This window comes from Coprococcus eutactus (assembly GCF_001404675.1).
In the GTDB taxonomy this organism is placed as follows: Bacteria; Bacillota; Clostridia; order Lachnospirales; family Lachnospiraceae; genus Coprococcus; species Coprococcus aceti.
In genome coordinates, this window is record NZ_CYXU01000002.1 from 481441 (window position 1) to 503445 (window position 22005).

Annotated in this window: 20 protein-coding genes; 17 read left to right on the forward strand and 3 right to left on the reverse strand. The window is 45.0% G+C overall.

Annotated elements, in window-relative coordinates; genetic code table 11:
- Positions 1-78: 78 nt before the first annotated feature.
- Genes ARA78_RS06525 through ARA78_RS06535 form a run of 3 tightly spaced genes read left to right on the forward strand, consistent with a single transcriptional unit; the run spans position 79 to position 3946 of the window.
- Positions 79-840 (forward strand): ABC transporter ATP-binding protein, encoded by a 762-nt coding sequence (locus ARA78_RS06525; protein WP_055280252.1) that lies wholly within the window; start codon positions 79-81, stop codon positions 838-840.
- Between the two features lie 11 nt (positions 841-851).
- Entirely contained in the window at positions 852-3308 is a 2457-nt protein-coding gene (locus ARA78_RS06530) for an ABC transporter permease (protein WP_242849677.1), read from the forward strand.
- 59 nt (positions 3309-3367) lie between these two features.
- A complete protein-coding gene (locus ARA78_RS06535) occupies positions 3368-3946 on the forward strand; it encodes a DUF1294 domain-containing protein (RefSeq protein WP_055280254.1) in 579 nt (192 codons plus the stop codon).
- On the opposite strand, the gene ARA78_RS06540 is transcribed toward ARA78_RS06535, so the two are convergent.
- The gene (locus ARA78_RS06540; RefSeq protein WP_055280255.1) at positions 3933-4451 is read right to left on the reverse strand and encodes a DUF6512 family protein; all 519 of its coding nucleotides are present in this window, start codon (positions 4449-4451) and stop codon (positions 3933-3935) included. The genes ARA78_RS06535 and ARA78_RS06540 overlap by 14 nt on opposite strands.
- A gap of 171 nt (positions 4452-4622) precedes the next feature.
- On the opposite strand from ARA78_RS06540, the gene ARA78_RS06545 reads away from it, so the two are divergent.
- A complete protein-coding gene (locus ARA78_RS06545; RefSeq protein WP_055280256.1) occupies positions 4623-5795 on the forward strand; it encodes an exonuclease SbcCD subunit D in 1173 nt (390 codons plus the stop codon).
- A gap of 87 nt (positions 5796-5882) precedes the next feature.
- Positions 5883-8654, forward strand: coding sequence for an AAA family ATPase (locus tag ARA78_RS06550; protein WP_055280257.1), 2772 nt, complete (start codon positions 5883-5885; stop codon positions 8652-8654).
- Between the two features lie 5 nt (positions 8655-8659).
- Here the strand turns inward: ARA78_RS06550 and ARA78_RS06555 are convergent, their stop codons facing one another.
- Positions 8660-9205, reverse strand: coding sequence for a type III toxin-antitoxin system ToxN/AbiQ family toxin (locus ARA78_RS06555; protein ID WP_055280258.1), 546 nt, complete (start codon positions 9203-9205; stop codon positions 8660-8662).
- 445 nt (positions 9206-9650) lie between these two features.
- Here ARA78_RS06555 and ARA78_RS06560 point away from each other — a divergent pair, with 445 nt between their 5' ends.
- The 11 genes from ARA78_RS06560 (at position 9651) to ARA78_RS06610 (ending at position 19430) form a co-directional block, all read left to right on the forward strand.
- Complete coding sequence (locus tag ARA78_RS06560; protein ID WP_055280259.1) at positions 9651-10208, forward strand: NUDIX hydrolase; 558 nt, start codon at positions 9651-9653, stop codon at positions 10206-10208.
- Positions 10209-10329: 121 nt separating this feature from the next.
- The gene (locus ARA78_RS06565) at positions 10330-10929 is read left to right on the forward strand and encodes a TetR/AcrR family transcriptional regulator (protein WP_055280260.1); all 600 of its coding nucleotides are present in this window, start codon (positions 10330-10332) and stop codon (positions 10927-10929) included.
- 356 nt (positions 10930-11285) lie between these two features.
- Positions 11286-12107 (forward strand): class I SAM-dependent methyltransferase, encoded by an 822-nt coding sequence (locus ARA78_RS06570; protein ID WP_055280261.1) that lies wholly within the window; start codon positions 11286-11288, stop codon positions 12105-12107.
- Between the two features lie 84 nt (positions 12108-12191).
- Positions 12192-12617 carry a Fur family transcriptional regulator gene (locus ARA78_RS06575; protein WP_015534691.1) on the forward strand — a complete coding sequence of 142 codons (426 nt, stop codon included), beginning with the start codon at positions 12192-12194 and terminating at the stop codon, positions 12615-12617.
- Positions 12618-12712: 95 nt separating this feature from the next.
- Entirely contained in the window at positions 12713-13006 is a 294-nt protein-coding gene (locus tag ARA78_RS06580; RefSeq protein WP_015534692.1) for a hypothetical protein, read from the forward strand.
- 174 nt (positions 13007-13180) lie between these two features.
- Positions 13181-14197, forward strand: a complete 1017-nt coding sequence (locus ARA78_RS06585; protein ID WP_055280262.1) for a metal ABC transporter substrate-binding protein — start codon at positions 13181-13183, stop codon at positions 14195-14197.
- 43 nt (positions 14198-14240) lie between these two features.
- Positions 14241-14966 (forward strand): metal ABC transporter ATP-binding protein, encoded by a 726-nt coding sequence (locus ARA78_RS06590; RefSeq protein ID WP_055145288.1) that lies wholly within the window; start codon positions 14241-14243, stop codon positions 14964-14966.
- Positions 14932-15795 carry a metal ABC transporter permease gene (locus tag ARA78_RS06595; protein WP_055280263.1) on the forward strand — a complete coding sequence of 288 codons (864 nt, stop codon included), beginning with the start codon at positions 14932-14934 and terminating at the stop codon, positions 15793-15795. The genes ARA78_RS06590 and ARA78_RS06595 overlap by 35 nt, the downstream gene beginning before the upstream one ends.
- A 10-nt stretch (positions 15796-15805) precedes the next feature.
- Complete coding sequence (locus ARA78_RS06600; protein ID WP_156329409.1) at positions 15806-16549, forward strand: hypothetical protein; 744 nt, start codon at positions 15806-15808, stop codon at positions 16547-16549.
- A gap of 448 nt (positions 16550-16997) precedes the next feature.
- The gene (locus ARA78_RS06605) at positions 16998-17609 is read left to right on the forward strand and encodes an NUDIX hydrolase (protein WP_055280265.1); all 612 of its coding nucleotides are present in this window, start codon (positions 16998-17000) and stop codon (positions 17607-17609) included.
- Between the two features lie 84 nt (positions 17610-17693).
- Positions 17694-19430 (forward strand): phospho-sugar mutase, encoded by a 1737-nt coding sequence (locus ARA78_RS06610; RefSeq protein WP_022216152.1) that lies wholly within the window; start codon positions 17694-17696, stop codon positions 19428-19430.
- A gap of 71 nt (positions 19431-19501) precedes the next feature.
- Here the strand turns inward: ARA78_RS06610 and ARA78_RS06615 are convergent, their stop codons facing one another.
- Complete coding sequence (locus tag ARA78_RS06615; protein ID WP_055280266.1) at positions 19502-20002, reverse strand: sensor histidine kinase; 501 nt, start codon at positions 20000-20002, stop codon at positions 19502-19504.
- A gap of 240 nt (positions 20003-20242) precedes the next feature.
- On the opposite strand from ARA78_RS06615, the gene ARA78_RS06620 reads away from it, so the two are divergent.
- The gene (locus ARA78_RS06620) at positions 20243-21967 is read left to right on the forward strand and encodes a phospho-sugar mutase (protein WP_055280267.1); all 1725 of its coding nucleotides are present in this window, start codon (positions 20243-20245) and stop codon (positions 21965-21967) included.
- Positions 21968-22005 lie beyond the last annotated feature (38 nt).

Here is a 22005-nt window from a genome sequence, read left to right on the forward strand (position 1 = left end):
TGTAGCACGGTGGCGAGGTGAAGATCTGTAGAGGATGTCTGAATGCCCCCGTGCTACAACTATAAAAAGGAGAGAAAAATGGCAGATATAATTCTTCAGGCAAGAGACCTTTGCAAAAGCTTTTCCAGTGAGGGCGTGCAGAATCATGTGCTTAACAACATGGATCTGGATATCTATAAGGGAGATTTTACAGTCATCATGGGAGCGTCAGGCTCGGGAAAATCCACACTGCTTTACAGTCTGTCCGGGATGGACAGACCGACTTCGGGAAAGGTCATATATGATGGCGAGGATATAACAGAATACAATGAGAAGCGCATGGCAGAACTCAGGGTGTATGAGTTTGGATTTGTGTTTCAGCAGATACATCTTGTTAGTAACCTCAGCATTAGAGAGAACATACTTGTACCGGGTTATATGAATAAGGATACGAGCACAAAAGAGACTGAAAACAGGGCTGATGAACTCATAAAAAAGATGAATATAGAAAGTGCTGCTGACCGACTTCCTGCACAGGTGTCCGGCGGAGAGGCACAGAGGGGCGCTATTGCCAGAGCGGTCATCAACAGTCCGGGTATCCTTTTCGCGGATGAGCCGACAGGCGCATTAAACCGCAGAAATACCCAGGATGTGCTGGACCTTCTCACCGAGCTTAACGTGGAGGGACAGAGCATACTCATGGTTACCCACGATGTGAGGGCTGCTATCAGGGCGAACAGGATCATCTACATAGAGGACGGAAGGATCATAGGTGAGCTGAAGCTGTCACAGTATATTGAAGAAGATCGCAAGAGCCGTGAGAGCCAGATAGATGCATGGCTTGGTTCCATGCAGTGGTAGGAGGTGCCGGGATGAGATATATCATGATGGTGCTTCGAGGAAATATGAGAAGAAACAAGGGCGTGCATATAAGTGTGTTCGTGCTCATGCTTATCATTTCTCTGGCATTCTGTTCAGTGCTTTCTTACTACACGAATTCCATAAGGCATGATTCGGAAGCTATGGAAGAGGTTGGTTATGGAGGTATGCTTGCCGCACTTTATGGGGAGAACAGGCTGGATGCCTATGGAACAAGTGCAGACAAGATAATAAAGAATATTGGCAAATGTGATGCGGTGCAGGAAGTGAAAGCAGCAGATGTTGTATATCTGCTGCTTAAGGACTGCAATGGAAAAGGCGGAAACAGCAGCTTCGTTTTGAATGATACAGACAGCGTGCTCACATATGATCAGTATGATGTGGATAACAAAATGACAGATCGTCGGCTTGAAAAAGGTGAGGTAAGTGTGCCATTCAGTTTCATAGGTATGTATGACTGCAAGATTGGTGATACAGTCGAGCTGGGCAATGATAACGGTTCTTATACCTTCAAAGTTGCGTCATTTTTCGAGGATCCATATATGGGATCTTCGGTCATGGGAATAAAGACGATATTGATCTCAGATGAGGATTTTGCGGATCTCAAGGCAAAGGCTGCGGAAGATCATAGAAGCGGACTGGAAGATGACAAGAGATCCTTTGAATTGTCAAAGCTTATCATAATAGATAAAAAGCCGGGCCTGGACCTCACGGAGATGGAGTTTGAGAGAGAACTGAATAATGTGAGTGATTTCGCGTCATATTGCTGGATAACTTTATCAAAGGAGCAGGCGGGAAATTACATGCTTCTTATGACAAAGGTATTCTCCGCGGTGCTGCTTATATTTGTTGTGCTGCTTCTGGTGGCGGCTATGATAGTTCTAGGACACAACATCGGCAGCAGCATAGAGATGGATTTTGTTAACATAGGAATACTCAAAGCGGTCGGAATGACAAATGCATCGGTGAAGCTGGCGTTGCTTGCCGGGTATATGTGCACTGTGGCGACTGGACTGTTTGCTGGAATACCACTGGCCATTCCGATACTAAAAATTATAAATGGTGCCACAAGATCTTCTTCAGGACTTGAAGTTCCGTCTGATATTAATGTAGGACTTGTGCTGTGTGTCATACTGGCGATACTGCTTCTGGTAGCAGCATTTATCATGTTGAAGACAAGGAGAATATCCGAGGCCACACCTATAAAGGCGATAAGAGGTGGACGGGACAGTGTGCATTTCTCAAGCGTTCTGAAGCTTCCGGTCTCAGGCAAGAAACTTGGTGTGAGTCTTGCATACAGACAGTTTATATCTGAGAAGAAACAGTATGCCGCAGCCATCATAGTGACTGCTATACTTGCCATGTTCATGATACTTATGAATGATATGATGCGCTGGTTTAATTCACAGAATATGCTGGTGGATATGTTTTCAGTCACGAAGTATGACCTGACTGCTTCGTTTGTCGATGAGGATACGCAGAAGGATATAGAGAATGTTATATCAGAACACACAGCGTATAGAAAATATCAAATGTCCAGCGAGTACCTTCTGTTCGATGATGTGCAGATGTATTGTTATATAGTGGAGGACCCTGATATGATCAACACGATAAGAAAGGGAAGAACCTGCACATATGACAATGAAGTGCTGATAACCCAGTATGTGGCTGATGGATTTCACATGAACGTAGGTGACACAGTCACAGTCAAGCGCGGCGGCGTGGCAAGGAAGATGGTGATCTCCGGCATATACGATTCGGCAAATGATATGGGCAAGAACTTTGCAATTAGTAATGCTGCATATAGTAAGTTTGCTAGCGAAGAGACCGTAAGTGAGTCTGGTGTCAGTGGAGCTGCCAAAAGCAGTTCAGATGAAGAGGAATGGAGCGGCAAAGGAATATGTTATGATCTTGACAATACTGATGAATGTGATGCGATAATCCAGGAGATAGATAAGAGATATGGCGATAATCAGGGCATCACGTATTCAATACATTCAGCAAAGGATGATTTTGAAGAAGTGGCGGGTACAGTCAACATTGCAATACAGGGACTCACATTGCTCACATATATGTTAGGGGCTGTATTCGTGATAGTCACGGTCATAATCGTGTGTGGCAAGGTTCTCATGCGTGAGCAGAAGGATATCGGAATATACAAGGCACTTGGATTTACATCCTTCAGACTCAGATGCCAGCTTGCGGTCCGCTTTATCGTGACGGCAGTTGTGGGTTCGCTGCTTGGTATAGTTCTGGCACTTATCGTCAGCAAGCCATTCTTCAAGGCAGGATTTGAATCATTTGGAATATACAGTTTTAATTTAAGTACAAGCGTGATATCACTGGTTATACCATTGGTATTTATGAGCGTGTTATTCTCTGTGGTAGCATTTATCAGAGCGGGGAACATCAGAAAGGTTCAGCCGCAGGTGCTCATCGCAGATCAGTAGAAGTATATAGGAGAGTGGAACTATGTATACAATGTCAGTAGACAAGGTGGGTATATATAATGGATAAGTTGATCATATATCTGATATGTATAAATATACTGGGAGCTGTCCTTGATGGGGTGACGGCCGCGAAGCGCAGGAGAACAAGCCATAAGGCGCTCAGTGTTCTGCTGGGGATCATAGCCATTGCCGGTGGTGCCCCTGGCATGATAATAGCATTTGCGTTGTGTGACAGGACGGCCTCCAAGACGAATATGATGCTGAGAGTGTTCACTGTGTGCGTGTGTGTGATAGAACTTGCGGTGTTCATGACGTGGAAGCTCAGACCTGTGGGCAAATGGAGCTTTGCATTCTGGGATGTGTTTGTGGAATACAGATGGACACTTTGGTTCGTTGCGGCAGTGAGTGTTGTAACATTTGTCATGTTCGGAATTGACAAATACAGAGCGGTCAAGGGCGGATACAGGATACCTATAGCGGTCCTTCTCGGTATGGCATTTGCCGGTGGAAGTATCGGTGCTCTGCTTGGAATGGTGGTGTTCAGGCATAAGATAAGGAAGAATTATTTCTCGGTTGGAGTGCCACTTATACTTGTAATGCAGGTGGTGCTTCTGATGTGTGTGGTTAATCTGCTGTAGGATCCGCAAATACCCCCAGTTCAGGCGGATAGTTGGTAAATGCAAAGAATGCAACCGCGAGAATTGCCAGGATAGTCGTGGAAACGTAGTCGTTTATGCACATTTGCCTGGATTCTAATCTGTTTTCGGCGCGCAATGCATATACAACCCCGGCGAAATAAAGTGCGATATTCAGAAACTCATAATTCCTGCCCAGTACACCGTTTAGAGTGTAGAAACCGACCACAATGAATGCCATACCTGACAGGATACCGACAGTCCTTGCTGGAAGATAATGTTCCGGCAGGGGCTTATCTTTTATATGAGCCCAGAGAAATTCCATCATTGTCAGCAGGAGCATTGGAAAGAATATAAGTTTCAGGTGTTCCCAGGTTGACTCGTTCACTGCCGAGAATAGTCCGACAGCGGGATTGTCATTTGACCACTCGTAGGTGAAATGTAGCAGCACTCCGAGGATCGATATGAAGAAAAAACGAAAAAAATTGAGTTTGTTAGTAGTTGCCATAGAGCGTTCTCCGATGAAAACTAGTGCTATATTACATAGTATATGACGAATATGGTATTTCATGTAGCGGAGAAACCGAAATCAACGAAATTAAGATAAACATAATTGGGATATATTGTCGGTGATGTTATAATTATTTCAACGAATGTTTTGTTTAAAGGGGAAGTGTATATGCGTTTGATCCATTTATCTGATCTTCACATAGGAAAGCGTGTAAATGAATTTTCTATGTTGGAGGATCAGGAGTATATATTAAAAGAAATACTGGGCATCATCGATGATGAGCAGCCGGATGGAGTCATCATAGCCGGGGATGTATATGATAAGTCTGTGCCGAGCGAGGAGGCGGTGAAACTGCTGGACAGCTTCCTGACTTCGCTTGCAAAGAGAAAGCTGCAAGTATATATCATCAGCGGCAACCATGATTCGGCGGCCAAGCTGGCATTTGCATCAAGTCTGATTGATCTCAGTGGAATCCATATATCGCCGGTATATGATTCGGCACAGATAGCCATGATGGGAAATGGGTTGGTCAGACCATATAAGCTGGAGGATGGAAAAGGACAGATGGTGAACATATACATGCTGCCATTTGTGAAGCCGGCAATGGTCAGAGCGGTATTCCCTGATGAGGCGGATGATATAAAGGATTACACGGATGCCTGCCGTGTGGCGGTGGAGCACATGGATGTTGATGAGAAGGTTACAAATATCCTTGTGGCCCACCAGTTCGTGACCGGGGCTGTGCGCTCGGAGTCGGAGGAGAATGTGGGCGGTCTGGACAATGTGGATGTGTCGGTATTCGACTCATTTGACTATGTGGCGCTGGGGCATATACATGGGCCGCAGAAGGTGGGCAGGGAGACTGTCAGATACTGTGGAACACCGCTTAAGTATTCACTTTCGGAGGCTAACCACACCAAATCGGTGACAGTTGTTGACATCCCTGAGAACAAGAAAATAGAGATAAGGACTGTTCCGCTTGTTCCGATGCATGAGCTGCGCGAGGTAAAGGGAACATTTGACGAGCTGATGGACAGGCGAAACTATGAGGGGACGGCTGTGGATGATTATCTGTATGTGGTTCTCACGGACGAGGATGACGTGCCGGATGCTTTGGGAAAACTCAGAACGGTTTATCCAAATGTGATGAAGCTTGGATACGACAACACCAGAACCCGTGTGACACAGACGATAGACGATGGCGCTGTGCTTGAAGGGAAAAAGCCTATAGATTTGTTTGGAGAGTTGTATGAGAAGCAGAACAACAAGGAAATGAGCGATGAACAGAGGAGTTTTGTTCAGGATATTATAGACTCTATATGGAAGGAGGAGCGCTTATGAGCGAAGCGAATAACTCAAATGCGCTCCGACGACCTGCCCCGCTCGCGGAGGCGAGAGGGGCGATACATTGTGAAAGGAGGCCTGGTGATGAGACCCATAAATCTTACGATGTCGGCATTTGGACCATATGCGGGAGTCCAGATGCTTGACATGGCCCAGCTTGGGGCTGAAGGCTTGTATCTTGTGACTGGGGATACAGGTGCGGGAAAGACCACGATATTCGATGCCATCTGTTATGCGCTGTATGATGAGCCGAGCGGGGCGAGCCGTGATGCGAGGATGATGAGATCAACGTATGCCGATGTGGACACAGATACCTACGTTGAGCTGACATTTGATCATATGGGGAAGACTTACAGAGTTAAAAGAAATCCTTCCTATGAGAGACGTAAGAAAAAAGGTGAGGGAACTACCATGCAGGATGCGGCTGCAGAACTGTATCTGCCGGATGACTCGGTCATCGCCAACAGAACGAAGGTAAATTCATATCTTCAGGAATTGTTGGGCGTGGACAGAGAGCAGTTTTCGCAGATATCCATGCTTGCTCAGGGTGAGTTCAAGGAACTGTTGGTGGCGGAGTCCGGGGACAGACAGAAGATATTCAGCAAGCTTTTTCACACATCAAGGTATTTTGTTCTGCAGAAGCGTCTTCAGGATGAGACGAGAAGGCTTCAGAGTGAACGCGACGATATGAAGAAGAGTATAGAGCAGTATATATCCGGGATAGTCTGCGGAGAGGATGACCCTTTTGGGCTCAGTGTTCAAAAGGCGAAGGACGGCCAGATGCCAATTGATGAGGTGATCACACTCATCGGAAAGCTTATTGTAACGGAGAAGGCAAGAACGGATTCATATGAGAAGCAGATCAGTACACTTGAGACCCGGGTCGGGGAACTTGACACGCTGATAGGCAAGGCACAGCAGACAGAGAAAGCCAGAGTGCAGCTTGAAAAGACACATTTGGAGCTTGCAAATGTACAGAATGACAGAACTACTGCCGAGGCAGAGCTAAACAGGACAAAGGAAGCTTTCCCAGAGACGGAAGAGCTCCAAAGGCAGGCAGCAGTTATAAATAACGAGCTTCCAAACTATGAGAAACTGGACGAGAAGCGAAAAAATATTGCAGACGAGGAACAGCTCCTGCAAAGGCAAAATGAACAGGCAGAGAAGGGCAGAATGCTTGTGACAGACAAACAGAAGAGCATAGAAAAGCTGAGGCAGGAGCAGACACAGCTTGCGGATGCGGGGGAGAAAATAGTTGCAATCACGGCATCGAGGGAGAAGATGGCTGACGCTGTTGACTATCTGAATGACATAAGTAGACTGCTCATGGAATACAGCAGAAGAAAACAGGCGGTGGACAAAGCACAGAAGCAGTATCTGTTTGATAATGATATGTATACCAGAAAGCAGGATATGTATGAGCATATGAGCACGCTCTACAGGAATGCCCAGGCGGGAATCCTAGCAAAGGATCTGAAGGAGGGACAGGCGTGCCCTGTGTGCGGTGCGACGGAGCACAAACTCCTTGCATCGCTGCCAAAGGAGGCTCCGACAGATGCACAGTTAGATGATGCGAAGAAGGATGCTGACAAAGCCCGCGACAGGGCAAATGCCAGTGCTACGGATGTAAAGGTAAAGCTTGCCAGCGTCATGGAGATCAGAAACAGCATTATTGAGCAGGCTGGAAGAAAATTTGACGATCCGGAGGATATAGATGTTCTGCCGGAAAAGGTTGAGAAGAATATTGGATACTATAATGAGAAGATTGCGGAGACTGACAGACAGATCGAGGCTGAACGCAAAAGGGTCAGCAGAAGGGATGAGCTTGCTGCAAAACTTCCTCAGGAGGAAGAAACATTTGCCAGGATGCAGGTGAAGCTGGTGGAGCTTGAGAGAAATATATCGGCGCTCACGGCAAAGGTTGTCTCCGACAGAGAACAGGCGACAGAACTGGCCGCGGGGCTCAGATTCAGGAATCGGAGTGAGGCGGAAACGAAGATGAACGAGATTCTTGGCAGAGCAAAGAAACTGCAGGATTCATTTGACGCCGCTGAGAAGAGATATAATGCTGTGATTCAGGATATTAAGACGCTGGAGGGGCAGATAAAGGCTCTGACAGACACGCTGGAATCAGCAGAGAAGCTCGAACTTGCTAAGCTTGAGGAAGATAAAACCGCAGTGAGAGATGAGCTGGGAAGGATCAGGCTTCTCATGCAGGACGGAAACAGCCGCATCCGTGCAAATGAAACAGCGATGGCGAATATAAGCAGAAAGTCCGATGAGCTTTTGGCAAAAGAAAAGAAATATGTAAGCGTGAAGTCGCTCTATGACACCGCCTCAGGAAATGTATCCGGCAAGAACAAGATAAACCTTGAGGCGTATATACAGATGTCGTATTTTGACAGGATAATTCAGCGTGCAAATCTGAGATTCCTGAAGATGTCAGATGGTCAGTATGAGCTGGGGCGTGTGACGGACAGCAGTGACAAGAGAAGCCAGATCGGCCTTGACCTCTGTGTTGTGGATCATTACAACGGCAGCAGACGAGATGTTAAGTCTCTTTCTGGGGGCGAGTCATTTATGGCATCACTCTCCCTTGCACTTGGACTCTCCGATGAGGTGCAGGCTTCGGCTGGCGGCATACAGATAGATACGATGTTTGTGGATGAGGGCTTTGGCTCACTGGACACAGAAAAGACTCTGCCACAGGCATACAAAGCGCTGGTCAGCGTGACCGAGGGACGCAAGCTGGTGGGAATAATATCGCACGTGACTGAACTCAAGGAGAAGATTGACAAGCAGATAGTGGTGGAAAAGGACAGAACCGGCAGGGCGAAGGCGAGGCTGGTGGTGTAGGGATTTTAGTCATCTGAGTATTTAGATAAAATTTGCTCAAGTTTATTAAAGTCTACACATCTTTTTGTAAGGTTGCGATTTTTGTCGGGAAAATCAGTTATGAGAGAGTAGACTTTATTGGCTCTATTGATTATAGTATCGGAATGATCCCGACACCAGGATAATTGTTTCTGCATAAGAATCTTTCGTTTTGTTTTATCTGGGGTATCGTGAGGGTTTAATTTCAGATTGACCTTAGATATAACTGAGTTGTTAACTGGAATCATATTGTTTAGATTGAGAATTCCTATGATTTTAGAAGAATACTCAGGATGCCTGCTGTTGTGGTCAAATATTTTGATGAAATCAATCTGGCTTTTCATATTTTCAAATTTCTTTTTTGGTGAGGTAAGGGGGATGCAATATTTCTGACCACCTATAAGAATGATTATTCCAAGAAATGGTCGATTCTCCTTACCTACCTGAGGGGAGACTGACATTACGTTGTCATCTGCACGAGACAGATTTCTTATGTATTTTAAATCAATATAGTAAAAATTTAGGATATCCATTATCGCCTTTCTGAGAATATAAAAGAGCTGTGCTAAAATGCACAGCTCTTAAAAACCTTTTTGCATGGTAGGGCTCCCATAAAATTGTTCCATTTTGTATGGTAGAACATCCATATTAAAATTGTTCATTTGTTTTATATGGTAGAACACCCATCTCTTAAAGTTCCCATTTCGCATGGTAAGGTTACCATAATCATATCATACAAGAATTCTAACATTCAATAATGTTAGTGTCAATTAGAGCTGACTTATTTAGTAACTTATTGTGATCTGAGGATATCCTAAAAAGTGGTCAATATCAAGTGTAATTACTGATATTTTATAAAACGTTTATAAAAGTATACAAAGTGTAGAATAGTAGAAAAATGTTAGCTGTTTGCTTTACAAATCGGAGTTGATAAACAATAATGGTTCATGTATGAATGGATAAGGACGGTACACTATAATGGAACTTTTTGATATATGCGACGAACAGGGCAACCCTACCGGAGACACAGTGGAGAGAAGCGAGGCACATGCAAAAGGCATATGCCACAGGACTGCGCATATCTGGATAGCGAAGCAAGAGAATGGAAGGTATAAGGTTCTTCTGCAGAAGAGGTCGATGGATAAGGATTCTTTTCCCGGAAGGTATGATACTTCCTCTGCCGGACATATACAGGCAGGCGATGAACCGATGGAGTCGGCACTCAGAGAACTGGGTGAGGAGTTGGGCATAAATGCAAAAAATGAAGACCTTGATTTTGCGGGAACATTCAGAATACAGTATGAGAAGGAATTTCACGGCAAAATGTTCAGGGACAATGAGGTGGCATTTGTGTTCGTGTACCAGAAACCGGTGGACATAGCAGACCTGACGATCCAGAAGGAAGAGCTTGACGGCGTGAGTTGGTTTGATCTTGAGGACACTTATGAGGCATGTAAGAACCATGACCAGAAGTTTTGCGTGCCGATTGGAGGGCTTGAGACGGTAAGGAAATACCTGAAAGAAAGAATACGTTAAAGTTACTGAAAGAATGTTGTGTGTAGTGGATAGTAGGAAAAATGCCAGGGCGTAAAGAAAGGCATTACATATAAAAAATATGTTGCCAGACTAGTTAGTTTGTGCTAACATAACATATGTTATGGAAAACGACAAGCGCAGTGAAACGATAGAAAAACTGAAAAAAGCAGGTAAAGAGGAATTCCTTAAAAATGGTTACCAGAGGGCAAGTCTTAGAATGATATGCAATAGTGCGGGAGTTACCACCGGAGCCTTCTACTTTTCATTTGAGAGTAAGGAGGCATTGTTCAAGGCGATACTTGAACCGCTTGTGAACCAATATGAAGCCATACTTGGAGAACTTATGAAGGGGGAGATTGAGAACCCCGCCACGGGCGTAGATGCAGATAAGATCATGATGCAATTCCTTCTGGCACACAGGGAAGAGGTAATGATCATCATGCATGGCGCTGACGGCAGCTGCTATGAGAATTATCACCAGAGGGTTGAGGAGTTCATGAGACATTCATTTGCGGCATATTACAGGTCACAGCTTGGATGCGAGCCGGATGAGACTTTGGTTCGCGTGCTGGCTAAGATGCGGCTTGAAGGAGCCATGGCGATACTGAACGAGGATGTAGATGTGGAGAAGAAAATGTATCTGACAGAAAAGATTGGCATTCATGCCACAGGCGGTACAGAAAAGTTGATAGAGAGTTTAAAGAAAGAGGTTCATCGATGATGAACCTCTTATTTTTATGAACATAACAAAACATGACAAATGTTATATTTCATAAGGAGGGGCCCACGTAAGTGGGAGGATTCCGGCAGAGGAAGCGCACTGATGTGCGCGCAGGTCATCAAGCTGCGCTTGACGACATGTTGTGAAGCACGCAAACGCCGCGCGTAGCGCCTCTCATGCGTTTGCTCCATTATAAGGAGGGACCCACGTAAGTGGGAGGATTCCGGCAGAGGAAGCGCACTGATGTGCGCGCAGGTCATCAAGCTGCGCTTGACGACATGTTGTGAGGCACGTAAACGCCGCGCGAAGCGCCTCTCATGCGTTTGCACAATTAAAAAGCAGGAGGAAATGAGAAAATGGTTAGCACACAGAACAATACAGTAAGCAGATCAAAGGTAGATATAACGGGAGTCCCGGAGACGATGCTCCAGACACTCTATGCCAGGGCGAAAGAATCAAGAAAGCCGGATCATGCCATATATGACGGCAAGGCTATAGAGATAGTGGACAGTCTGGATTATGACTTTTCACTGGCGGACAAGGATCTGGCAATGGGAAGCGGAGTTATAGCGCGAACTATAGTTCTTGATAAGCTTGTATCAGAATACCTGAAAAAGCACAAGGGTGCTGTGGTTGTGAATATCGCCTGTGGTCTTGACACCCGTTGCTATAGAAATGAGGGTAGGTATAAAGGCTGGTACAACATTGATCTCCCGGAGACCATGACTGTAAGGGCAAAGTTCCTGCAGGAGGATGGACCGGTGTACCAGATAGCGGAATCTGCCATGGACGACAAATGGGCTGACATGGTAGAGTATGCCGGCGAACCTGTGCTGGTCATCATAGAGGGGCTTACGATGTATCTCACAGAAGCAGATGTGAAGAAAATATTCAACATAATAGACAGGAAATTTACTCATGCTACGGTGCTCGTAGAGACTATGGCTCCGTTCATGGCAAAGCATATCAAGGAGAAATCCATCCATGGAAGCCATGCCAGGTTTTCCTGGGGCGTGTCAAATGGAAAGAAGCTGGCGGAGATCATACCGAAATACAGATACATAGAACAGCACAGTCTTGTAGAAGGAATGGCTGAGTTCATACCGGTATATAAAGTCATTGGCAAAATACCATTTGTCAGCAATATATCAAACAAGATAGTAGTGATGGAAAAGTGATAAAAAAGTGTTGACATAAAGTTAAAAGCCATTTATGATACAGTAAAATGCAAATGACTTGCAAATTCAAAAAAGAGGAATATTATGGCGAGGGAGTATAAAACGAGAATAAGTCAGGCTATAGAGGCATTTGCTGCAGAGAGGCAGGACAGAGGGTTTTGCGCGGCTGATGTAAGTGTGTATTTGGATGAGAATGGCATAGATGCGAATACAACAACTGTATATCGCAACCTTGACCGCATGGTTACCCAGGACAAATTGATAAAGTATCAGAGTGCTGATGGTGGTTCAAGTATGTATAGAATGGAAAAGGCTGATCATAGTTGTCACGAACACCTTCATATGCAGTGTGTTAAGTGCGGAAGAGTTATACATATTGACCGCGATACCATGAATCACATAGCTAAAGGAGTTCAGGAGAGGTATGGATTTATGATCGACTGTGACAGATCGTCGATATGTGGTATTTGCAAAGATTGTCAGAGGCGTTGTGGAGTCGCTGTAGTCTAAACTAAACGTGATTGTTACAGATGGGATTGCATCGTTACGGTCACAACGAAAACTATATATCCCCAAATTCCTACAATGAAAAGGAGGTGTGCAGAATGAGTAAAAAGAGAATAATGTCATGGATTCTTATAGTGTTCTTTGTATCGGGAGTACTTTTCTCTTACGGCTATATTGCGCGCAATGTGGAGCATGACTGTACGGGGCAGGAATGTCCTATATGTATGCATTTGCAGCAGGCTGCACAGTTCCTTTCAAATATAAAGACAATGTCAACTACGCCAGTGTTCCTGGCGTTCTTAAGTGTGTTCACACTTGGAGTTGTATTGGTGTATACCCACGAGTATTGTACCGATACGCTCGTTTCCCTGAAGGTGGAATTGCTGAATTGATTTAAAGTACGGATATTGACTGAGAATTGCGTCTGGAAATACATCTAAAGATAAGGGCGAATACTTATTATTGGTGTTTTTTGATCTAGAGGCAGTTTATTAAATTTACCCAATTATAGGCATCAAAATATGCCTGTCAATTTTATCAATCAATTCGGAGGTTTATTGATCATTATGAAAAATAGAATATTTGGCCTTGTTATGGCATCGGTACTTACTGTTTCAGCATTTTGTGGCTGCGGAGCATCAATGACGGCAGCAGATGCTGATCAGAAAGGGGGCAGTGTGCCTGAAAATGCGGCAAATGCTGCGGCGTACAGCATTGTATGTACGACTTTTCCTCAGTATGACTGGATCCGCAATATTATAGGCGGTGATTCCGACAAGTTTCAGCTTACTATGCTGCTCGATCAGGGGATGGATCTTCACAGTTATCAGCCAACTGCAGAGGATATAGCAAAGATAGCTGACGCAGATATGTTTGTGTATGTTGGCGGTGAGTCTGATGGCTGGGTGGATAGTGCCCTGAAAGAAGCGACTAATAAGGATATGAAGGTTGTAAATATGCTTGACGCTTTGGGAACTGCAGTCAAAGAGGAAGAGGTAGTTCCAGGCATGCAGGCAGAGGAAGAAGAGGGAGGAGAGGAAGGCCCGGAGTATGATGAACATGTATGGCTTTCACTCAAGAACGCAGTGGCGTTGACGAATGTGTTGGCGGATAATATCCAGGCGCTTGATCCAGATAATAAATCTGATTACATGGAGAATGCAGGCAAGTACGTTGATGAACTCAATGATCTTGATGGAAGGTACGAACTAACAGTTTCTAAGGGAAAACGTCAGGCAATTCTGTTTGGCGACAGATTCCCTTTCCGATATATGGCGGATGATTATGGGCTTACCTACTATGCTGCATTTGTGGGATGCAGTGCTGAGTCGGAGGCAGGTTTTGAGACAATAACATTCCTTGCGCAGAAGGTGGATGAGTTAAAGCTTCCGGTTATTCTGACGATGGAGGGTGTAGATCACAGTATAGCAGAGTCGATAAAGAAGACAACAGATTCGAAAAATCAGGAGATCCTGACGATGAATTCCATGCAGTCTGTGACTGCAAAGGCTGTAGCTGATGGTGAGACGTATCTGAACGTGATGGAAGATAACTTGAACGTACTTTCTCAAGCATTGAATTAATTGCTGAACAATAATACAAATTTAGATTTATAGGAGAAAACAAATGTCATATATAACGTGCAAAGACCTGGCAGTCGGGTACGACGGAAGAGCAGTTGCGTCAGGCCTTAATTTCAGTATAGACAAGGGAGACTATCTCTGTATAGTTGGAGAGAACGGAGCGGGAAAGAGTACCTTGGTAAAAACTCTGCTTGGCCTGTTGAAACCGGTTTCAGGAGAGATAAAGTTTGGCGATGATCTGACATCGCGTGATATAGGCTATCTGCCGCAGCAGACACCTGTGCAGAAGGATTTCCCTGCGACTGTATGGGAGGTGGCTTTGTCGGGAACGCTGCCTAAGTGCGGAGCACGTCCTTTTTATGGCAGAAAGGAAAAGCAGCTTGCACAATCTCAACTTGAACGACTTGGAATATGGGATATACGCAGGAAATGTTACAGGCATTTGTCGGGAGGACAGCAGCAGCGCGTCCTTCTGGCGAGAGCCCTGTGTGCAACTGAGAATCTTCTTCTGCTTGACGAACCGGTAACTGGCCTTGATCCTGTTGCAACGGCACAGTTCTATCAGATGATACAGCAGTTAAATGAAAATGGTGTGGCAGTGATCATGATATCACATGATCTGAGGGCAATAGATTGCGCCGGACATGTGCTTCATATGAATCATGGGGGCTCGTTCTGGGGCAGCAGAGAGGAATATAAGAACAGCAGATTTTGGAACATCATTTCGGTAGAATATGAGAAAGGTGGTGGACAGAGTGCAGCTTGTTGATAAGTTAATTTACTATATGCAGTATCCATTTGTTAAGTATGCTCTTGTGGTTGGTATTCTTATAGCATTGTGTTCGTCACTTTTCGGTGCAACATTGGTTTTGAAAAGATTTTCATTTATCGGCGATGGACTTTCGCATGTTGCATTTGGAGCAATGGCGGTAGGATCTGTTCTGAAACTGACAAACAACACGATCATAGTGATGCCGGTGACTGTGGCTGCTGCAATTCTCATACTTATGTCGGGACAAAATGCGAAGCTTAAGGGAGATGCCGCGATAGCTATGATGTCTGTCGGTGCTTTAGCCGTAGGTTATCTGATAATGAATGTATTTTCCACGTCAGCAAATGTATCGGGGGATGTGTGCTCAACGTTGTTTGGTTCAACCTCAATACTTACATTGACAATGGGAGAAGTGTGGCTGTGTATAGTGATGTCAATATGTGTAATAGCGTTTTTCTGTTTATTCTACAACAGGATATTTGCAGTCACATTTGACGAGAGTTTTACCAGGGCAATCGGGAAAAATGCAGGGGCATATAATCTGGCTCTAGCTGTGATAATCGCTGTGATAATAGTGCTTGCGATGAACCTGGTGGGCTCCCTGCTCATCACGGCACTTCTGGTATTCCCTGCACTTTCGGCAATGCGAGTTATGTATAGCTTCAGGTCGGTGGTATTATATTCGGCTGTATTGTCAGTTGTGGGAACTTTGACCGGCATGCTGGTATCTATATTATTTTCAACACCGGTGGGTTCTACGATAGTTGCGTGTGATATGGTTATATTTGCTTTTAACAGTATAGCAGGGAAAGTGATGAGGAGATAAGAATATGTATATGAATAGAAATAGAAGAATGCATGGATGCAGACACAGATTTAAGCGATTAATTATGTCAATATTGGTGCTGAGTATGTTGCTGACTATCACAGGCTGTGGTGGAGCATCTCAGACTGCGGGCAGTCGTTTGAACACACAGAATGCAGTGGATAAGGTGCTTAATCAGAAAACAGGCGATGGTGATGTGGAAAGTAAGTCGTCGGTGGGAGCCACAACAGAGACGACGGCCACAACAGAGACGACGATCACAACAGAGATGCAAACCACGACAGAGACAGAATCCGCATCTGTAACTGAGGCGACATCAGAACCAACATATGGGCAGGTCGTGAATGGAGACAGCTCAGTTATAGCGCAATACAAGTCTGAGGGTGTGGATGTGGATCTCACACTTATGGGAAGCGATCTTGTATATGCGACGGTATATCAGATGATGTCAAAACCTGAGGAATATGAGGGCAAGACGATAAGGATAGAAGGAAAGTATTATGCATCCTATTATCCGATAACCGACAAATATTATAATTATTGTCTCATAGCTGACGCTCTGGCATGCTGCAGTCAGGGGCTTGAATTTGAACTTGGTGGAGGTGCAGTATATCCAGGCGGTTACCCGGCGGACCAGAGTGAGGTGATCGTTACGGGAGTATTTGAAACCTACACAGAGGAGGCTGGACAGACATTTTATTACTGCAGGTTGAGAGATGCAGAATATCAACTGGTATCGACAGAGAATCAGTAGAGTATAAATTGCATAACATTTTTGGAATCCGGGCAGATCAAAGTGTCCGGATTTTTTGAGTAAAAAATATTCAGAATCAGGAGGAACATAGCTGCATCAAAACCAGGAATCACATAGAAAAATATGGCAAAATGACGCAAATATACTAAAAAACATTAAAAATAGCTAAAAAATGATAAAATTACTTAAAAAAGAATTTGATATATTGTAAAAACTATGCTAATTTTGAATAAAGGTAAATATTCAGCTGTGCAGGATAAGAACAGCGGATTCGACATGCTTGCATGTAAGAATCAGGTGTTCTTATCCTGTGGTGACTCGAATAGAGTCACCGCCCCATACAATGAGCAAAATAGCTGCGCAGCAGCGAAAGAACACGGGAACCGTGCGGTTTTGCGAATGTATGGTCGGCTGAATACATTAAAATACACAGAAGGGATGTGATGAAGTGAAAGAGAAATACAAAGGCGTACAAAAACTCACAGACAATCCGTTCCTCAACCTCTATCATATAGATGCGGTTGACACGGCTGGAAAAGACTTCAATTATTACTTTGCTTCAAGGAATAAAGAGAACGACATCAAGATAAAGACCCACGATATAAAACCGGAAGGAATAGTTATATATGGAGTTAAGCTGGAAGATGAGCCGAAGCTGGTGCTCATAAGGCAGTACAGATACCCACTCGATGCATATATATATGAACTTCCTGCAGGACTGGTGGACGGAGATGAGACTCCGGCGCAGGCAGCAGTCAGGGAGATGAAGGAAGAGACAGGGCTTACCCTTGATGTATATGAGGGCGGAGAAGAACTCTACAGAAGGCCATTCTATATGGGCCCGGGATTTACGGATGAGATGAGCAGTGCTGTATTTGGAACGGTTACAGGAACACCAAATCTCGACAGCAAGGAGAGCACAGAGGACATACAGGTCATACTCGCAGACCGAGGTGAGGTCAGAAGAATCCTGTCAGAGGAACAGGTGTCGCTCAGAGGAGCATACCTCATGACACATTTTCTGGCTGAGGGAGATCCACTAGAATTCCTGAGAAAATAGGAAGCGCTGAGCAGTGATTGCTCAAACAGCAGAACGTTCATAAAAGGGCATACTAAATGAGAAAAAAGAAGGAGAAGTAGAAAGATGAGTTACAGAGACACATATGATTTTTGGATGACAGATGATTATTTCGATGAGGACACCAAGAAGGAGCTTGCAGCCATAGCTGATGATGAGGCTGAGATCGAGGACAGATTCTATCGTGATCTTGTATTTGGAACTGGTGGACTCAGAGGTGTGATAGGCGCGGGAACCAACAGAATGAACTTCTACACCGTCCGCAAGGCTACACAGGGTCTTGCAAACTTCATTGTGAAGCAGAATGCGCAGGACAAGGGCGTGGCAATAGCATACGATTCAAGAAAGTATTCTCCAGAGTTTGCAGCAGAAGCAGCTCTCTGCCTGTGTGCAAATGGAATCAAGTCATATCTCTTTGAGTCACTCAGACCTACACCTGAGCTTTCATATGCAGTCAGAAAGCTTGGATGTACAGCAGGTATAGTTATAACAGCCAGCCACAATCCACCAGAGTACAACGGTTACAAGGTATACTGGGAGGATGGCGCGCAGATCACAGCTCCAAAGGACAGAGAGATCATCGCAGAGGTTAAGGCTGTAACAGATTTCCATACAGTAAAGACCATGGATAAGCAGGAGGCACTTGACAAGGGCCTTCTCACTATCATAGGTGCCGAGATAGATGACGCGTATATGGAGGAACTCAAGAAGCAGATCATTCATCCTGAGATCATCAAGGAGCAGTCAGAGAACATCAAGATCGTATACACACCGTTCCACGGAACCGGTCTTGTACCTGTAAAGAGAGTCCTGTCCGAGCTTGGTTTCAAAAACGTATACATTGTTCCTGAGCAGGAGCTTCCAGACCCTGAGTTCACAACGCTTGAGTATCCAAACCCAGAGGATCCAAAGGCATTTGAGCTTGCCCTCAAGCTGGCAAAGGAGAAGAATGCGGACATAGTTCTTGCTACAGATCCTGATGCAGACCGTCTTGGAATATACGCACTCGATACAAAGACAGGCAAGTATATGCCATTTACAGGAAATATGTCAGGACTTATAATCGCTGAATACCAGTTCAGAGAGAGAACAAAATGCGGTCTCATGCCAAAGAATCCGGCCATGGTCAAGACTATTGTAACCACAAATATGGCTGATCCACTGGCTGCAGATTACAATGTCAACCTCATCGAGGTTCTAACAGGCTTCAAGTTCATCGGTGAGCAGATCAAGTTCTTCGAGCAGAATAATTCATACAATTTCGTAATGGGTATGGAGGAGAGCTACGGATGTCTCGTTGGAACATACGCAAGAGACAAGGATGCTCCGGTTGCAGTTATGTGTCTCTGCGAGGCTGCAGCATACTGCAAGAGCCAGGGAATCACTCTGTGGGATCACATGCTTGATCTCTATGAGAAGTACGGATATTACAAGGAAGGCCTCTACACAATAACGCTCAAGGGTGTTACAGGAGCAGAGAAGATCCGCAAGATCATGTCCTCACTCAGAGCTGAGTCACTTACTCAGATCGATACACTCAAGGTTCTCAAGGTTCGTGATTACGAGAAGAACACGATCACAGATCTTGCCACCGGAGAGGTCACAGAGTCAGGACTTCCACAGTCCAACGTTCTCTACTACGACCTTGAGGATGGCGCATGGGCATGTGTACGTCCATCAGGAACAGAGCCAAAGATCAAGCTGTACTACGGAATCAAGGGAACAAGCCTTGATGATGCAGATGCAAAGCTTGAAGCTCTCCAGACAGCACTTGTTGAGAAGCTCAACAAGCTGGCAGAGTAGCATAAGTATAATATATAGCAAATACAAAAAAGCGCCGTCTGGTCTGGTGACCGGACGGCGCTTTGCTGTCATTATACGATTACGTCGAACTGTATGTAGTCTCCCTGGTCGGTATTTACCGTGTCGAGATATATTTTACCATTGTACTTGTCGGTCAGTTTTTTCAGGTTGTAGAGACCGTAACCATGGCCATGTCTGTCTCCGGTTTTGGTGGTATATCCAGGTGAGAACATATTCTGGCGGAATTCGTTGGTTTTGACGGAACCCTTGTTTCTTGTTTTTATTTCTATCTGGTTCTGCCTGCTGTCCAGGTACAGATATGCAGTGCCAAATGGGGCGGTCGATTCAAGCGCATTATCGATCAGTATACCGATGATCCTGATCAGTTCATACTCCGGCATTCGGCTCTTCAGATCCCTGGATGCCACCTGGACTACGAGCTCCTTCTGATCCTTCTGTGCCTCCGTGATCTTGCTGTACACAAATCCGGCTACAACGCTCAGGTTGATCTTGAGCAGATCACAAATGGCCTCTGTAAAGGAATAAAAAAGGTCGGTTATATTACAAGTCAATTGCAGAAAATATAATTCTTTTAGTTAATACCGCCATAATAAAACGGCTGCAATATACATCTGCGCAACAAAGTGATATAAATTGCAAGATTAAATATTGAATTTAAAAACTGCTTAATATATTATACAAATAACAATAAATTAGCTAAAAATAGCCTAATAAAATGAACGGAAGATAAATTGTGGATAGATAAAAAGGAAAAATCTGTGTGGCCTGTGAGGTCAGGAAAGGGGTAGAAGATGGACGCAAAGCAGAGATACGAGATGTGGCTTGGCAGCGATCAGGTAGATGATGTTACGAAGCAGGAGCTCGTAAACATAAAGGATAATGAAGCGGAGATTGAAGATAGATTTTACACAAACCTTGAGTTTGGAACAGGTGGACTTCGAGGCGTGATGGGAGCGGGAACGAACCGCATGAACATTTACACGGTTCGCATGGCAACACAGGGAATTGCTAACTACCTGGCGAAGATCGGAATATCAGAGCCGTCGGCAGCTATAGCATTTGACAACAGAAACAATGCTTCGCTGTATGCGCTTGAAACTGCTCTCTGCCTGTGTGCAAATGGCGTGAAGGTGTATCTGTTTGATGCGCTCCGCCCGACACCGGAGCTTTCATTTGCAGTGAGACATCTGCACTGCAATATCGGCGTGAATATAACGGCAAGCCACAATCCAAAGGAATACAACGGATATAAGGTTTACTGGGATGATGGAGCCCAGATCGTATCTCCTCAGGATAAGGAGATCATTGCAGAGGTCAACAATATAGAAGATTTCTCCATGGTTAAGACTATGGACAAGGACGCTGCAATAGATGCAGGACTGTTGAATGTGATCGGTCAGGAGATCGATGACGCATATATAGGAGAGCTTCACAAGCTTGTCATGAATCCGGAGGAGATTCAGAAGGCGGGAGATCTGAAGATCGTATATTCTCCGCTTCACGGAACAGGCCTTAAGCCTGTTACAAGAGTTCTCAGCGAACTTGGTTTCAAGGATGTACATGTCGTTGAGGAACAGGCTGTTCAAGATGGTAATTTCCCAACTGTGAAATCTCCAAATCCTGAGGGCGCAGAGGCGTATGCCCTGAGTCTTGAGCTGGCGAAGAAGGTCGGCGGCGAGCTGATTCTTGTCACAGACCCTGATGCTGACAGACTCGGAATGTATGGATATGACAGCAAGAATAATGAATATAAAGAATTTACGGGCAATATGTTCGGTGCGATCCTCTGTGATTACGTGCTGATGCAGAGATCCCAGAGCGGAAGACTGCCTGAGAATCCGGCGATTGTAACTACGGTTGTTATCACCAATATGGTCAAGGAGATATGTAAGAAGTACGACACTTTCTGTGACTGCAACAACCTGATCGGATTTAAGAATATAGCATCGAGAATGAGGGCTTATGAGCAGACAGGTGAACACAATTATGTGTTCGGGCTTGAAGATACATTTGGATGTCTGCCTGGTACATATGCAAGGGACAAGGACTCGGTTGGAACGCTGATGCTTCTCTGTGAGGCTGCGGCATACTACAAGAACCGTGGCATGACTCTGTGGGACAGAATGGTTGAATTGTGGCAGGAATATGGTTACTACAAAGAGAAGGTTCAGACCATGAAGTTTGACGGACGTGAGGGTGCTGCAAAGATACAGTCAATGATACAGACGCTGAGAGATAATCCGGTGCAGAAGGTCGGAACTTACAGCGTGGAGAAAATCTACGACTACAAGCTTGGAACAGAGACAGACGCAGCGACAGGCAAGTCCGAGGCGGCGGTGCTTCCAAAGTCCAACATGATATATTATCAGCTTGCGGATGGCGCATGGTTCCTTGTGAGACCTTCAGGTACAGAGCCGAAGATCAAGTTCTATCTCGGGGTAAAGGGAAACTCACAGGAGGATGCGGCAGAGCAGCTTGACGAGCTTGCAGCAAATGTGAAGGCGATGTTCTCATAAAACGGGATGATTGGTAAGAAACGAAATGGCTGGCAAAT